Genomic DNA, 15405 nt, shown 5'->3' on the forward strand with positions numbered 1-15405 from the left:
TTTCCGGGTCAGACGTGCTTTCGCACGGTGGGAGGCACGCGCTCCTGCCCCTCCGCATCCCTCGGGACGCCGTCCCAGGGCTGCTCGGGTCGGTAGCGCTGAACCTCGCGCACCATGAAGAACGCCGCCGCGGACAACATGCCCAGGTCATCCAACCAGCCCAACACGGGGATGAAGTCCGGCACCGCGTCCACCGGCGACAGGAAGTAGACCACCGCTACCACTCCGGCCAGCTTCCGCCAGAGCGCCACGCGAGGGTCCCTCACGTACTGAAAGAAGCGGGTGCCCATGCCACGAAGACCTGCGATGTTCATACCCACCTCTACGCACGGGGAGGCCGGGTGATTGCACCCCGGGAGCCACCCCCAGCGTACGCCGCCTGCCTGCCCGGAGGACAGCCAACCTAATCCGGACTGTCCGCCAGCACGCCCGCCTTCCCCACGATTTCCAGCCGCGCCCGGTCTCCCGGCCGCAGCGACAGCTCCGGCGCCCCACGCACCACCAGCTCCATGCCACCACAGGCCACGGTGTATTCGGCGCTGGGGCCCTGGAACTCGCGCGACAGCACCTCCGCGCGCAGGGCCCCGCCCACCGCCACCGAATCCGTGTCCGGCACCAGCCGCAGTGACTCCGGACGCAGCGACAGCAGCACCTTGCCCTTCGCCTGCCCCATCACCGGAAGGTTGCCCAACACCGTCCGCGCTCCACCGCCGAAACCCATGCCGGGCAATAGATTCGTGCCGCCCAGGAAGTACGCGACGAAGGCCGTGCGCGGCGCGGAGTAGACGGACTCGGGCGTGCCCACCTGCTCCACCTTGCCCGCGCGCATGACGGCCAACCGGTCCGCGAAGGCCATCGCCTCGCCCTGGTCGTGCGTGACGAGCACCACCGTGGCCCCCAACGACTTGAGCACGCGGCGCACCTCGATGCGCGTGGAGGCACGCAGCCCGCTGTCCAGGCTGGAGAAGGGCTCGTCCAACAACAGCACGCGCGGCCCTGGCGCCAATGCACGCGCGAGCGCCACGCGCTGCTGCTGACCTCCAGAGAGCGAGTGCGGCATGCGCGAGGCGAACTCGCCCAGGCCGAACAGCGTCAGCATGGCGCGCGCCTTGTCCTCCGCCTCGCGCCGCGACAGCTTCGACAGGCCGAACGTCACGTTCTCCAGCACGGACAGGTGTGGGAACAGGGCGTAGTCCTGGAACACCATGCCCACGCTGCGCTGCTCTGGAGGCACGAAGGCGCCGGGGCCCACGAGCACGCGGCCGTCCAGCGTCAGGGTGCCCGCACCGGGACGCTCGAAGCCCGCCACCAGTCGCAGCGTCGTCGTCTTGCCGCAGCCAGAGGGGCCGAGCAGGGCCACCACCTCGCCGGGCTCCACCGACAATGACAGACCATCCACGGCGGCGGTGCCGCCGGGGGTGTAGCGAAGGGACAGGGTATCGAGCGTGAGCAGGGACATGGCGAAGGCGCCGCGCACCCTACCGCGTTCCGCCGCTACTTCCAGGGCGGCCGAGCGGCCATCCGCTTCTCGACGTCCACCTTCACGTCCTCATCGACGAGGGAGACGATGCCGTCCGCCAGCACCTCCGACAGGGCGGCCTCCTTGTGCGCCGCCCACCGCGAGTCGAAGACCTTCGGCCCGAGGGCCCGCTCCGTGCCGGCTTGCGCGCCGCCGTCTTCGACTTGCCGTAGCCGCGGGGTCGTTGTTCACGATGTTGCCCGAGGAGAGGGCCCCAGCACCTCCAGCGAGCCATCGTCTCCGCGTCCCGCGCCTCGAAAATCGCGACGCATGAGGGCACACGCGTCAGCCCCGAGGCGCGTCGCCCTCCTGCGACACGAGCAGCCCCACACCCAACGCGGAGATGGCCATCAGCACCAGCGCGGGCAGCGCGGCCTCCGCGAAGCGGCCCTCGGCCGTGGCACCCCACACGCGCGTCGCGAGCGTCTCGAAACCGATGGGCGCCAACAGCAGCGTGGCCGGCAGCTCCTTCATCGCCGTGAGGAAGACGAGCGCCGCGCCCGCCAGCAACCCGGGACGCAAGAGCGGCGCGGTGACGCGACGGAACACCGCCGGAGGAGACTGCCCCAGCGACGCGGCGGCCTCCGCCAGGTGGGGATTGAGCTGGAGCAGCGCCGAGCGCACCGTGCCCACCGCCTGCGGCAGGAAGCGCACCACGTACGCCAGCACCAGCATCGCCAGCGTGCCGTAGAGGAGCGGCAGCGCGCGCACCCCCAGGAAGACGAGCGACAGCGCCAGCACGATGGGCGGCAGCGCATAACCCACGTAGGAGACTCGCTCCATCGCCAGGGTGAGCCGTCCCGGATATCGCACCGCGAGGAAGGCCAGCGGCAGCGCGCCCAACACCGACGCCACCGCGCCCAGCACCGACGCGAGCACCGAGCCGAGCGCCGGCGCCATCATCGACGCGCTCTCCCCCACCAGCCCCCGCACGCCCCAGTACACGAGCACGCCCACCGGCAGCACCACGCCCACCGCCACCACCGCGCCACACAGCAGCAGCGCGGGCAGCCGCCAGCGTCCCAGCGACACCGGCGCGGACACCCGTGCGGCCCCCTTCGCGCTGCGGTGGTAGCCCGCGCGTCCTCGCAGGCGAACCTCCAGCACCAGCACGGCCGCCGTCACCACCACCAACGCCAGTCCCAGCAGCGCGGCATAGGTCCGGTCGTACGCGCCCTCGTACTGGACGTAGATGGCGCGCGAGAAGGCGTCGTACTGGAGCAGCGCCACCGCGCCAAAGTCCGACAACACATACAGCCCGACGAGCAGCGCGCCGGACACGAAGGCCGGACGCAACAGCGGCGCCGTCACCTTCCAGAAGGCTCGCGCCGGGCTCATGCCCAGACTGCGCGCGCCCTCCAGCCAGGCGGGGTCCTGCGAGAGCAAGCCCGCGCGCAACGCGAGGAAGAGATACGGATACGTGGACACCGTCAGCGCCAGGAGCGCGCCGGGAAAGCCATACACCGAGGGCACCGGCAGCCCCCAGCGCGACAGCGGTTCCTCCAACACACCCCCGTTGCCGAACGTCGCCAGCAGCACGTAGCCGCTGACGAAGGTGGGCACCGCGAGCGGCACGCACAACAACACCGTCCAGCCGCGTCGTCCCGGGAGGTCCGTGCGCGTGGTGAGCCACGCCAGCGGCAGGGCCACGAGGGCGGCACAAGCGGTCACCGCCACCGCGAGCCCCAGCGTGCGCCACAACAGGCCCCACGTCTTGTCACGCCAGAGCAGGGCCCACGTGTCCGCATCGGCTTCCGCCGCGCGAACGCCCAGATACACCGCTGGCAGCACCGCGAGCGCGGCGACCACCAGCCCCGATACCAGCAACCACCCCGGAGGACGACGCGTCACTTCGCTGGCCTCAGAGGACGCCAGTGTCCTGGAGCAGCTTCACCGTGCCGCGCAGGTCGTCGAGCCTGGACAGGTCCAGGTCCGGCGAGCCCACCTTCGCGAGCGACGGCAGCGCCTCCGCCGTCTTCACGCCCTTCACCAGCGGGTACTCATACGTCTCCTGCGAGAAGTACGTCTGCGCCTCCGGCTCCAGCAGGAACGCGGCGAACTTGTGCGCGTTGTCCACCTGCTTCGTCCCCTGGAGGATGCCCACGCCCGCCACGTTCACCAACGCGCCCGGGTCTCCCGCCGCGACGAAGTAGTTGGCCACCGGCAGCTCCGCGTTGCTCTTCTTCGCGGCGTACAGGTAGTAGTGATTGACGAAGCCCGCGTCGATTTCACCGCGGCCCAGCGCCTCGACGACGGCCGCGTTGTTCTTGTAGACGCGCGGCTCGTTGGCCTGGATGCCCTTGAGCCACGCGGTCGCCGCCTCGTCGCCCTTGAGCAGCCGCAGCGCGGTGACGAACGCCTGGAAGGAGGCGTTGGTGGGCGCCCAGCCCAGCCGGCCCTTCCACTTCGCATCCGTGAAGCCGAGGATGCTCTTGGGCAGGTCCGCCGGCTTCACCTTCTTCGTGTTGTAGGCCACCACGCGCGCTCGTCCACTGGTGCCCACCCACAGCCCCGTCGGCGAGCGGAAGCGCGCGTCCACCTTGTCCAGTGTCGCCTTGGGCAGCGCCTGAAGCCGGCCCGCGTTGCCCAGCGCGCCGAGCGCTCCCGCGTCCTGCGCGAAGAACACGTCCGCTGGAGTCTTGTCACCTTCCTCCAGCAGCGTGGCGGCGAGCTGCGGCGTCTCGCCGTAGCGCACCTTCACCTCGATGCCCGTCTTCTCGGTGAACTTCTTGAGCAGCGGCCCCACCAGCTTCTCGTTGCGGCCGGAGTAGACGGTGAGCGTCTCGGCCGCCAGCGCGGTGGAGGACACGGACAACAGCAGGGTCAAAAGGAGTTTGCGCATCATGGCGCGGCACCCTAACGGACACGCCCGCACGGTTCCACCCGTTGCGTGCTCCCGAGGGCGCCTCGCGAGGCCATGGAGGCGGCCCTCGGGAAGCGGGCCCCGGCCCTCCGTGTTGCCTGCACGGACTGTCGAAGCGCGAACATCGACTCCGGACCGCGCGCGGCATCAGACAGTTCCACGGACATCGGGATAATCTGCCGCGCGGTGCTTCCTTGACGTCTTGGAGGTTCATCCCATGCATCGTCTGTACACCGCAGTGTGCGCCGCGACCCTGTTGCTCGCGGCTCCGTCGTTTGCCCAGCCTTCCGCCGCGCCCGCCCCCGCGACGGGAAGTCCCGCCGCGAAGCCACAGGCGCCCGCGAGTCCTCCCTCCGCTCCCAAGTCCGCGATGCCCAACCCGATGAAGCTGTCGGCGGAGAAGACCCAGGTCGCGCTCCAGAAGATGCCCCAGGCGCGCCCCGAGGACGTGAAGACGCAGGACGGGCTGCTCGCCGCGCTCTACGACGTCATCAGCGGACCCGCGGGCAAGCCGCGTGACTGGCAGCGCTTCCGCTCCCTCTTCTATCCCGGCGCGCAGCTGGTCTCCGTCCAGCGCGCCAGGCCCGGTGGCCTTCCGGGTGTCGCGCCCATCACCCCCGACGACTACGCGGCCTTCAGTGAGGAGCTCTTCAAGACGCGAGGCTTCTTCGAGAAGGAGACGCATCGGCAGGTCGCCGGCTATGGAGACCTGGTCAACGTGCTGAGCGCGTACGAGTCCCGCGAGTCGCCCGAGAGCCAGCCGTTCTCCCGTGGCATCAACAACGTACAGCTCATCTTCGACGGCCAGCGCTGGTGGGTGCTGCACATCTCGTGGACGGATGAGAAGTCCGCGGGCGCGCCCGTGCCGGCGAGCTTCACGCGGAAGTAGGCCCGCCATGCCTCCCAGGTCCTCGTGCGATGCGCTGGTGGTGGGCAACTACTGCCATGACGTGTTGTCGCGAGGCCCGGGGGACACGGTGCACACGCTCGGGGGTTCGGCGGCGTACATCTCCTCGGTGTTCGAGGCCATGGGTGTGGACCACGCGGTGGTGGCCGTCGCGGGCGAGGACTTCGCCTATGCGGACCGCGTGCGGTATCCACCGCTCATCGTCCCGGGCACGCGCACCACGCGGTTCATCGCGGACCTGAGCCAGGAGGAGCGGGTGCTGCGAGTGGGTGCGCGCGCCGCCCCCATCCGCCCCAAGGACATCATCTTCGACGCGCGGGTGGCGCTCGCTTGTGGAGTCATGGGGGAGGTGCTGCCCGAGACGCTCATCCGGATGTCCCAGCACGCGACCCAGGTGCTGGCGGATGCGCAGGGGCTGCTGCGGACCCTGGATGCACACGGCCGCGTGCTCAATCAGAGACTCGAGGACACGCCCTTCGCGGCGCTCCTGGGGCACCTGCACGTGCTCAAGGCGAGCGAAGAGGAGGCGCGTGTGCTGGACATCGACGCCGTGCGCGCGAAGACGTGTCTGGTGGTCACGCGAGGCGCGAAGGGATGCACGGTGCTGACCGCGCGAGACACGCTCCAGGTGCCGTCCTGGCCCGTGGAGGAGGTGGACCCGACGGGCGCGGGAGACTGCTTCCTCGCGGGCTTCACCCTGGGGCTGCTGCGCGGGGAGTCGCTCGCGCGCTGCGCGGAGCTGGCCAACTGGTTCGGCGCGCAGGCGGTGACCCAGGTCGGCGTGCCAACGCTGGATGTGACGCGATTGCCCGCGGCGCTGCGCTGACTTCCCCGAGGCATCCCCTCATTCAGCAGGCTGACGAGGAAGCGGCAGGTCCGCCGGCTCGTGTGAAGAGTAGGACACGCTCGACAGGGTGAGCCCCCTCAATGAAAAGAAGGTGCATGCCTTCCTCGACGGACTCTTCGGAGACGACCTGCATGCCAAGAGGGTCTTGTCGCTGTCACTGGCGACGCTGGGCGTGGTCCATGCGGCCAGCCTGTCGGGAATGCCTCAGGTCAGTCCCAGCAAGTACACTCCGGCGGATGGGGGGGCGCTGTCATGTCGCAACCAAGTGGGGAACGCCGGTGGACGTTGCCGGCCCGAGGATCGGACTGGGTCGTCGTCCTATCCGCCAGCCGCGAGGCGCAACGGAACCGGGTGCCGGACGTCTTCGTCACGTCCGCTCTCGACCACTGGCTGACGACGCCCACGGCGCGCACGCTGCATGCCATGGACGAGGCGCTCGGCGGCGGCCCGCCACTGGGGCAGTCCCGACTGGAGCGCGGCCAGTACGAGCGGCGCCTCAAGCAGCGGCTCGCCGACGCCTTCACCCGCGGCGAGCTGGTGGCGCTGGAGGTGGAGCGCCCCGTGCTCGTGCCCCCGCCCTCGCCGGATACGTTCATCCAGAAGCCCGCGGAGGCGTCCATCGAGGAGCCGACATGGCTGGTCATCGAGTTGACGGACGAAGGGGGCAAGCCCGTCCCCAACGCGCGCTACATGGTGACGCTGCCGGACGGCACCACTCGAGAGGGCACCCTCAACAAGAACGGCTACGCACGCGTGGACGGCGTGAATCCGGGGGAGAGCCAGGTCTCCTTCCCCGACCTGGACGGAAGCAGTTGGAGATGAACTACCAGTCGACAAGACTTGAGGAGGGGGAGATGCCCACCACCCACGTCGTCACGCAGGGCGAGTGCCTCCTGCTCATCGCGCGGCGCCATGGCTTCGCGGACTTCAAGCGCCTCTACGAACACCCGGACAACGCGGAGCTGCGCGAGAAGCGCCCCAACCCCAACGTGCTCTACCCGGGGGACACCATCGTCATCCCGGACGCGAGCCCCCCGAAGAACAAGCCCAACGTCTCCACCGGAAGGGCCCACCGCTTCACCCTCAAGGTAGGGGAGCGGCACCTGCGGCTCGCCCTGAAGGACGCGGAGGGGGCACCGCGCTCCGGAATGCCCTACCTGCTCACCTTCGAGCAGGAGGTCATCGAAGGCAGTACGGATGACGAGGGCTTCCTCGAGGCGAAGGTCCCCTTCACCGTCAGCCAGGTGGAGCTGGAGTGCGAGGGCCTGTCCTGGGAGGTCGCGCTGGGCACCCTGCGTCCCATGAGGGACACTCCTGACCACGGTGTCTCCGGCGCGGAGTCCCGGCTCATCAACCTGGGCTATGCGCTGGAGCCCACGGGGAAGATGACGCTGGAGCTTCGCAGCGCCATTCGCGCCTTCCAGCACCGCCGCGGCCTGGAAGTCACCGGCCACCTGGACGTGGAAACCCTGCGGAGGCTTGAGGAACTGCACGGGAGCTGAACCCGTTTACGTGAGAGATACCGATGGCAGCCAAGGCCGCGAAGAAGAAGACCGCGAAGGACGCGCCCCCGCAGGCCGCGCCGAAGCAGGACAAGCCCAAGAAGGTGGCTGCGGCGACGGCGCCGGAGAAACAGGCGCATCATGCGACGCTGAGTGAGACGAAGTGCTCGGACTGCGCGGTGGGCCTGCTGAAGCAGTTCGCGAGCGAGAGCCTGCGGAACCAGAAGGAGCTCGACCCGGGCAACCAACGGTTCCACCTGCAGGATGACGAGGAACTGGAGTTGCAGCGGACAAATCCGCTCACGCTCCAGCTCGTGGGCCTGCGCCGGGAGCGCTCCCTGTCCAACCAGTTCGACGACCTGCTCGTCGTGCTCTACGACCCGGCCCTGTTGAAGGAAGGAGAGAAGACCGTCCTCGAGGCCGAGGGACTCCGCGCGGAGAACCTGACGGACGCGCAGGCGTATGTGGATGCCGTGCTCGCGGAGACGGAGTGGCCGGTCCCGAAGCACTGGCCCCATCCCGGCGTGGATGTCTCGTGTCCGCAGTGCAAGCACTGGCGGGTGGCTGTCCTGCCCATCACCACCGAGCCTGGCTACGACGAGGACAAGCCTGCCCTGAAGGACGACAAGGGCAACGCGCTCCCCGACTTCGACAACTACACCCTGCTCCCGAACGACGTGGGGGCCATCGCTCCCGGTATCTACAACGGGTATTACCGGGTGGGTCTCCACAAGGGCGCGAGCAACCCGCCCACCTCCTACGCCGCGCTCCAGTTCGCCGCGCCCTCCATCCCCGCCCGGCGGCGCTTTCCCGTCTCCGACTTCCTGAACGCCGCGCAGGCCGCGCACGACAGCGGCCGGGATGAGGACTTCCGCGCGAAGTTCGCCGAAGACGACGAGGAGGAGCAAAAGAAGGTTCGCGCGGAGCTCGAGGCGAAGCTCGGCGAGACGCTGCCGCGGAAGAAGGCCCGGCAGAAAGTGGCCTTCGCGCGGGCGGTGGAGGCGGCGCTCGAAGCGCGGAACCGCGAGTACTACAAGCCCCGGATTGCCGAGCACCGGAAGCAGCAGGCTCGGGAGATGCTCGACGCGTGGGTCAATGGCTCCGAAGCGCTGAAGGTGAAGCGAAAGATTGACGCCAGCGAGAGGCTCATCCGGCTCGAGGACGCCAGCGGCGCGGAGACGCAGAACTTCGAGGCGGAAGACAACCAGTTGTCCCACCTGGAGGTGGTGGAGGATGACAAGGCGCCCATGAAGGTGGGCCTCCAGCTCGTCTTCCAGGCCCCGCCTCCTCCTCCCGCCATGCCCCCTGCGTCAACCGCGGTCCCCACGCCTCCGGTTCCCACCAGCGCTCCGGGACTTCCCGCCGAGCCGGCTCCCCCTCCTCCGCCCAGGACCCTGCGACTGACAGAGCGCAATGTGCTTGTCGTCTTCGGCACCGCCGGCGCCACCAACATCCACCGCTCGGTCGACGGAGAGAACGGCTCCTGGAGACGGGGACGCGAGGTGAACGACTTCTCCGAGGGGTGTCAGGTCTTCCGCTCGCCCGATGACTTCCGCGACTTCATGCGGATGGCCATGCTGTCCAAGCGTGCGCACTGCCCGTCTCGCAAGGCGAGCTGTTGCGAGAAGCTCACGGTGCAGGACGTCGAGAAGGCCATCGGCCCGAAGATGACGGAGTTCATTGGCAAGTGTCCCAGTGTCTTCGCCTTCGCCGAGGACGCCAAGCGCGCCATCACGAGGGCCTTCACCCCACCGCCGCCTCCCCCTCCCCCTCCCCTCCCCGAGACACCGCCGGAGCCCGGGGCCGCCGCATCACCCACCGAGCCCGACCCGAAGGCCGTCGTTCCACCGCCCGCACCCGACCCACTGTTCGTGGCGGCGGTCGAGAAGCTCCTGGATGAGAGCCGTTCCTATAAGGACTTCGACAACGAGGTGCGAGCAACCTTCTTGAAGGTCTTCCTGAACAAGAAGTACGAGACCCCCGCGAACTTCGCGCTCTTGAAGAGCTACACGCGAGAAAAGGTGCTCGCCGGGCTGCTCCCCGAGGAGAACGTCCAGAAAGCCGTCGAGGGCCCGCCCCCAGAGCCGAAGGAGGCCAGGGCTTTCGAGAAGTCACTGGAGAAGACCTCCAAGAAGGCCATCGAGACAGGCCTGGAGAACCTGCGGACGAAGCTCACGGAGACCAAGGACGCGTGGGTGAAATCGCTACACGCCGATCGAATCGAAAAAAGGCACGCGGAGTACCTGAAGGATGGGCTTGAGCCCTGTGACTTCGGCGCGTGCGGCTTCAGGTTCGACTACATGCTGGCCGAGACAACCCGGGCCAACATGGAAGCCTTCGTGTCGAAGCTGGGTGGCCGGGGCTGGAATGCGCTCTTCCCCGAGGATGCGCCCCTCCCGCCACCTCCATCCCCCAAGCCCAAGAAGCAGGCTCCCTCCAAGTCAGCAGGGAAGAAGGGCAAGCCCCCTCCCCCCTCGGCCGGCGCACCCAAGTAGCCATGCCCCCCGGACCGCTAGAGACTCAATCATCGGCGGTCTGCTCCCGGTACAGCACATCCACCCCCACGACGTACCACCCGTCCTCGACACGTGCCCAGTGGACCCGGAAGTTGGAGTACGAGTCCGGTCTCTCCGGAGGAGCGCTGGGGTCGAACACATAGCCCTTTCCGCCGGGTGCCGGGACGAGACGGAACAGCTCGCTTTGCGAACCCGCTGCGGCGGCATTCCCGGCAAGGTCTTCGCTAAAGCGGCTCCACCCGCCCGTAACGTGATGCATGTTGAACTCCTCCTCGGGCGGGGGCAGTGGCCCGTTGTGGGGCACCCGCGAGTAGGCGCGCAGCCGAGCCGGTACACCGCTTATCTCGGGGGGTAGGAGGCCGTAGACCAAGCTCGGGCTGCGCATGAACATCGCAAGTGTGGGCGCCAGCTCGCTGCCTGTGCCCAGAAAGGTGGGTCTGGAGCGATCTGGGGGACCTCGGAACACCGGGACGAAGCCACCCAGGCACAGGTCGCGGTACCTGCTCCCAGGCCATACCGTCAGCACCGTCAGCCGCGCGGACTTCACGGCGAACTGGCGCGCGTAATCCACATAGATGGCCCCGCCCGCCGGGAAGTCGCGGGGGAAGTCCAGCACATAGTCCAGCTTGCGCCCCTCGGCGAGCTTCAGCTCCAGCCGCGCCTTCCTCGGACGCGCGTTGGCCTTGTAGAGCTTCGCGGACTTCGGGTTGCCCGGCGTCACCAGGAACGAATGCACCGGCGTGTCCGGTGGGAAGCTCAGCTCCACCCACTCCCCGGCGCCGCTGCCCTTCGCCCCTTCCGCCCAGAGGGTGCCGGGGTCCTCATCCAGCAGGTTGGCCGGCCCATAGCGACCAGGCTCCCTCCCTTCCACCAGCACCGATGACGCCGTCACAGTGACGGACACGCCATGCAGCTTCACCTCCACGCGCCTTGCATCCGACAGCCCGGCGTCGGGAGTCTCGGCGGGGCCTGGTGCGGCCGAAGCAGCCCGCCCCGCGTCGGCAGGCGCTGATGGGCCCAGGCCGCCCGAAACGGTCTGCCCGGCATCAGGAGCGCCGGATGGGCCCAGCCCTCCGGCCTCCGTCCGCACCGCATCTGTGGACTGCCCCCAGGCCCCCGTGCTCAGCAGGACGCAGCCCAGGATGACCCGCAGAGGCTCCCACCAGCGCGTGCCACCCCTCCAGCTGTCATCGGACATGGGCGCTCCTCAGGGCTCCGGACGTCGGGCGCCGCACTTCATTCAGCGGCGGCCTTTCCCGCCCATCGTACGGCAACCCTCACAAGAACGGCGATGCGCGCGAAGACGTGTCTGGTGGTGACGCGAGGCGCGAAGGGATGCACGGTGCTGACCGCGCGAGACACGCTCCAGGTGCCGTCCTGGCCCGTGGAGGAGGTGGACCCGACGGGCGCGGGAGACTGCTTCCTCGCGGGCTTCACCCTGGGATTGCTGCGAGGGGAGTCGCTCGCGCGCTGCGCGGAGCTGGCCAACTGGTTCGTCGCGCAGGCGGTGACCCAGGTCGGCGTGCCCAGGTTGGATGTGACGCGATTGCCCGCGGCGCTGCGCTGACTGCCTGGAACATTCTGCTCGCGTCATTCGTGGCTGCGCTCCACCTGCTCGGATTCAAATCCTGCTCATGAATGTCTGGGATTCGCACGTCGACACGGCAGATAGTGCGCCGCCAACAAACCACCAGGAGTCAGACATGCACCACGGTCCACGAAGTGCCGTTGCCATCTCGATGCTGGTTGTCGCCGTGCTCGCGGCCTGCGGTGAGGATGGACGCGAACAGCCTCCCTCTCCCCAGGGAGAGCTGGTCCACTCGGAGCAGCCATTGCTGACGCTCGTCGAATGCCTTGTCGGCTCGGCGGCCATCAACTATTCGCCGCCCCTCAAGAACGTGGAGCAGGACGTCACCGTCGTCTCCACGACTGTCTATTCCAACTGCATCTCCTTGCTGGGAGGAGCGGTGACCTCCGGCACCAACACCATCCGCAGCTTCAGGCCCGGCTTCTCCTGCACGGACCTGTTGAGCATCGGCTCCTCGACCTCCGTCATCACCTGGAACACGGGGGAGACCTCGACGCTGATTCAGACGCGCGTGTCGTCGCAAATCAATGGCAACCTCGCCGTCCTGACGAACGTGGGAACGGTGGAGTCGGGCAAGTTCGAGGGTGCCACCGTCACGAGGACCACGACCTACCTCTCCACGGACCTCGCCGCCTGCGACAGCCCTGAGGGACTGTCTCGACTGAGTGGCCTGGCGACCCTCTCCCTCACCGGCCTGCTCTAGCCACGGCATCCCGCATGAAAAAGCCCCTCCCTCCCAGCGCGGGAGAGAGGGGCTGAAACGTCTCGGCTCAAGCCAACGTCAGGCCTGCGGCTCCTCGGAGCCACCGCCCTCGTCGGCCACGGGCGCCTCGGTGGGCTCCTCCGGCTCGGACGCGGCGGGCTCGGACGCGGACGGCTCGGCGGCCACGTCCGTGGCGCCAGCGACCTCGGCCGGAGGCGTCGTCTCCTCCTCGGACTCCTCGCCCTCGGGCAGCTTGGAGAGGGCCATCACCTTCTCCTGGTCGTTCTCCAGCGCAATCAGCCGCACGCCCTGCGTGTTGCGGCCGATGACCGAGATTTCCCGCACCTTCATGCGGATGAGCATGCCGCCGTTGGTGACGAGCATCACCTCGTCGGACTCCTTTACCTGGAGGAGGCCCACCACCTTGCCGTTCCGCTCGGTGGCCTTGATGTCGATGATGCCCTTGCCGCCACGGCCCTGCTGCCGGTACTCGGACTCTTCCGTCCGCTTGCCGTAGCCGTTCTCCGTCACGGTGAGGATGGCGGAGTCGTTCTCCACCACGTCGGCGCCCACCACCTCGTCGGTCTCATCGAGCGTGATTCCCTTCACGCCGAAGGCCTGGCGGCCCATGGAGCGGACCTCCGTCTCCGGAAAGCGGATGCTCATGCCCGACGCCGTCGACAACAGGATGTCCTTGGTGCCGTCGGTAATCATCACCGCCACCAGCTCGTCCCCCTCGTCGATGCCCAGCGCGATGATGCCGCTGGAGCGGACGTTGTCGAACGCGCTCAGGTCCGTGCGCTTCACCACGCCCTTCTTCGTCACGAAGAAGACGTACCGGTTCTCCGGGAAGTCGCGCGTCACCAACACCTGCGCCAGCCGCTCGCCCTCGCCGAACTGCACCAGGTTCACCATCGCCTTGCCGCGAGACGTGCGGCTGGCCTGCGGAATCTGGTGCACCTTGAGCGAGTACAGCTTGCCCTTGGTCGTAATCGGCATCAGGTACGCGTGGGTGCTGGCCACGAACAGCTTGCTGACGAAGTCGTCTTCCTTCGTCGCCGCGCCCGTCTTGCCGCGTCCACCGCGCTTCTGCGCCCGGTACTCCGACAGCGGCGAGCGCTTCACGTAGCCCGTATGCGACAGCGTGACGACCATCGTCTCCTCGGCGATGAGGTCCTCGCTGGTCATGTCATCCACCGCGCCGATGATTTCGGTGCGGCGCTTGTCGCCGTAGCGCTCGCGAATCTCCATCAGCTCCGTCTTGATGACGGTGAGCAGGGAGAGCTCGTTGGCGAGGATGTCCTGCAGGCGCGCCACGTCGCGCACCAGGGCAATCAGCTCGCGGAACAGCTCCTCGCGCTGCAGGCCGGTGAGGCGCTGCAGGCGCATCTCGAGGATGTTCTGCGCCTGCTCCTGGCTGAAGCCCGCGCCCTCGTACTTGTGCGCCAGGCCCTGGTAGGCGGGCTCCTCGTTGCGCGCGCGCGAGACGAGCATCTCCATCTGCGCCTTCGCCTTCGCGTAGTCGATGCGCTGGAGGTTGGCGAAGCGCTCGTGCTCGTAGAGGGTGGGCGACAGGATGTTCATCAGGCCCCAGCGCGCTTCATCCGGGTCCCTGGACGCGCGGATGAGGCTCACGACGAGGTCGATGAGGTCCTGGGCCACCAGCAGGCCCTCGACGATGTGCATGCGCGCCATCGCCTTGCGCAGCTCGTAGCGGCTGCGGCGCGTCACCACGTCGCGGCGGTGCGCCACGAAGCGGTCCAGCATCTCCTTCAGGTTCAGCGTGCGCGGCTGGCCGCCGTCGATGGCCAGCATCACCGCGCCGAACGTCGTCTCCAGCGCCGTGGAGGCATACAGGTTGTTGAGCACCACCTGCGAAATCGCATCGCGCTTCAGCTCGATGACGATGCGCATGCCCTGACGGTCGCTCTCGTCACGGATGTCGCTGATGCCCTCCAGCTTCTTCTCGCGCACCAGCTCGGCGATCTTCTCGATGAGCCGCGCCTTGTTCACCTGGTACGGAATCTCCGTGAAGATGATGGCCTCGCGGTCACCCTTCTTCGACGTCTCGATTTCCGACCGGGCGCGCACGGTAATCTGCCCGCGGCCCGTCTCGTAGGCGCGGTGGATGCCCTCGCGGCCGGTGATGAACGCGCCGGTGGGGAAGTCCGGGCCGGTGATGAACTCCATCAGGTCCCGGACGGTGCACGTCGGGTGGTCGATGAGGTGCAGCGTCCCGCTGATGACCTCCGTCATGTTGTGCGGCGGGATGTTGGTGGTCATGCCCACCGCGATGCCGCTGCTGCCATTGACGAGCAGGTTGGGGAAGCGCGCTGGCAATACGAGCGGCTCCTGGAGGGAGTCGTCGTAGTTGGCGCCGAACTCGACGGTCTCCTTGTCGATGTCCGCCAGCAGCTCCTCGGCCAGGCGGTCCATGCGCGCTTCGGTGTAGCGCATGGCGGCCGGCATATCGCCGTCCACCGAGCCGAAGTTGCCCTGGCCGTCCACCAGCAGGTAGCGAAGGCTCCACGGCTGCGCCAGGCGCACCATGGCGTCGTAGACGGATGAGTCGCCGTGCGGGTGATACTTACCGATGACGTCACCGACCACGCGCGCGCTCTTCTTGTACGGGCGGTTGTGGTAGTTCGACAGGTCGTTCATCGCGAACAACACCCGGCGATGCACGGGCTTGAGGCCGTCGCGGACGTCGGGCAGCGCGCGACCGATGATGACGGACATCGAGTAGTCGAGATACGAGCGGCGCATCTCGTCTTCGATGTTGACGGGAATGAGCTCTCCGGCGCCGTCGGGAGGCGGAGGCGGGGAGGGCGGTGCCGGCTTGTCGGTAGTGTCGTCGGCCATGGGCTCTGGGAGTGGTCGCGGAGGGACCCCGCGAGGGGCCGCCATCCAGTGTGGGAGCGTTCGTAACCCCTGGATTTCCCTACGTCAACAGGGGAAAC

At 68.2% G+C, this 15405-nt stretch carries 13 protein-coding genes; 7 read left to right on the plus strand and 6 right to left on the minus strand.

Features of this window, described 5'->3' with window-relative positions; all coding sequences use genetic code 11:
* Positions 1 to 8 precede the first annotated feature (8 nt).
* The 4 genes from HUA76_RS02805 to HUA76_RS02820 all read right to left on the minus strand — a co-directional run bounded on the left by HUA76_RS02805 (position 9) and on the right by HUA76_RS02820 (position 4364).
* A complete protein-coding gene (locus HUA76_RS02805; RefSeq protein ID WP_246137681.1) occupies positions 9 to 314 on the minus strand; it encodes a YkvA family protein in 306 nt (101 codons plus the stop codon).
* Positions 315 to 403: 89 nt separating this feature from the next.
* Positions 404 to 1459: an ABC transporter ATP-binding protein gene (locus HUA76_RS02810; protein WP_174460442.1), complete on the minus strand. Its 1056-nt coding sequence runs from the start codon at positions 1457 to 1459 to the stop codon at positions 404 to 406.
* A gap of 345 nt (positions 1460 to 1804) precedes the next feature.
* On the minus strand, positions 1805 to 3370 hold the full coding sequence (locus HUA76_RS02815; RefSeq protein ID WP_174459926.1) for an iron ABC transporter permease: 1566 nt from the start codon (positions 3368 to 3370) through the stop codon (positions 1805 to 1807).
* Positions 3371 to 3380: 10 nt separating this feature from the next.
* Entirely contained in the window at positions 3381 to 4364 is a 984-nt protein-coding gene (locus HUA76_RS02820; RefSeq protein WP_141647563.1) for an iron ABC transporter substrate-binding protein, read from the minus strand.
* A 235-nt stretch (positions 4365 to 4599) separates the two neighbouring features.
* On the opposite strand from HUA76_RS02820, the gene HUA76_RS02825 reads away from it, so the two are divergent.
* The 5 genes from HUA76_RS02825 to HUA76_RS02845 all read left to right on the plus strand — a co-directional run bounded on the left by HUA76_RS02825 (position 4600) and on the right by HUA76_RS02845 (position 10133).
* Positions 4600 to 5271, plus strand: coding sequence for a nuclear transport factor 2 family protein (locus HUA76_RS02825; protein ID WP_141647562.1), 672 nt, complete (start codon positions 4600 to 4602; stop codon positions 5269 to 5271).
* A 7-nt stretch (positions 5272 to 5278) separates the two neighbouring features.
* Positions 5279 to 6115: a PfkB family carbohydrate kinase gene (locus HUA76_RS02830; protein WP_174459927.1), complete on the plus strand. Its 837-nt coding sequence runs from the start codon at positions 5279 to 5281 to the stop codon at positions 6113 to 6115.
* Positions 6116 to 6388: 273 nt separating this feature from the next.
* Complete coding sequence (locus tag HUA76_RS02835; RefSeq protein WP_174459928.1) at positions 6389 to 6958, plus strand: carboxypeptidase-like regulatory domain-containing protein; 570 nt, start codon at positions 6389 to 6391, stop codon at positions 6956 to 6958.
* Positions 6959 to 6990: 32 nt separating this feature from the next.
* Complete coding sequence (locus HUA76_RS02840; RefSeq protein ID WP_174459929.1) at positions 6991 to 7638, plus strand: peptidoglycan-binding protein; 648 nt, start codon at positions 6991 to 6993, stop codon at positions 7636 to 7638.
* 23 nt (positions 7639 to 7661) lie between these two features.
* Positions 7662 to 10133, plus strand: a complete 2472-nt coding sequence (locus tag HUA76_RS02845) for a hypothetical protein (protein ID WP_174459930.1) — start codon at positions 7662 to 7664, stop codon at positions 10131 to 10133.
* 25 nt (positions 10134 to 10158) lie between these two features.
* On the opposite strand, the gene HUA76_RS02850 is transcribed toward HUA76_RS02845, so the two are convergent.
* Entirely contained in the window at positions 10159 to 11352 is a 1194-nt protein-coding gene (locus HUA76_RS02850; protein WP_174459931.1) for a hypothetical protein, read from the minus strand.
* 93 nt (positions 11353 to 11445) lie between these two features.
* Here HUA76_RS02850 and HUA76_RS02855 point away from each other — a divergent pair, with 93 nt between their 5' ends.
* Positions 11446 to 11721 (plus strand): PfkB family carbohydrate kinase, encoded by a 276-nt coding sequence (locus HUA76_RS02855; RefSeq protein WP_174459932.1) that lies wholly within the window; start codon positions 11446 to 11448, stop codon positions 11719 to 11721.
* A gap of 136 nt (positions 11722 to 11857) precedes the next feature.
* Positions 11858 to 12445: a hypothetical protein gene (locus tag HUA76_RS02860; RefSeq protein WP_174459933.1), complete on the plus strand. Its 588-nt coding sequence runs from the start codon at positions 11858 to 11860 to the stop codon at positions 12443 to 12445.
* A 78-nt stretch (positions 12446 to 12523) separates the two neighbouring features.
* Here the strand turns inward: HUA76_RS02860 and gyrA are convergent, their stop codons facing one another.
* Positions 12524 to 15307, minus strand: a complete 2784-nt coding sequence (gene gyrA / locus HUA76_RS02865) for a DNA gyrase subunit A (protein WP_174457398.1) — start codon at positions 15305 to 15307, stop codon at positions 12524 to 12526.
* Positions 15308 to 15405: the final 98 nt, after the last annotated feature.

This window comes from Myxococcus sp. CA056 (genome assembly GCF_013336715.1).
Lineage (GTDB): Bacteria > Myxococcota > Myxococcia > Myxococcales > Myxococcaceae > Myxococcus > Myxococcus llanfairpwllgwyngyllgogerychwyrndrobwllllantysiliogogogochensis.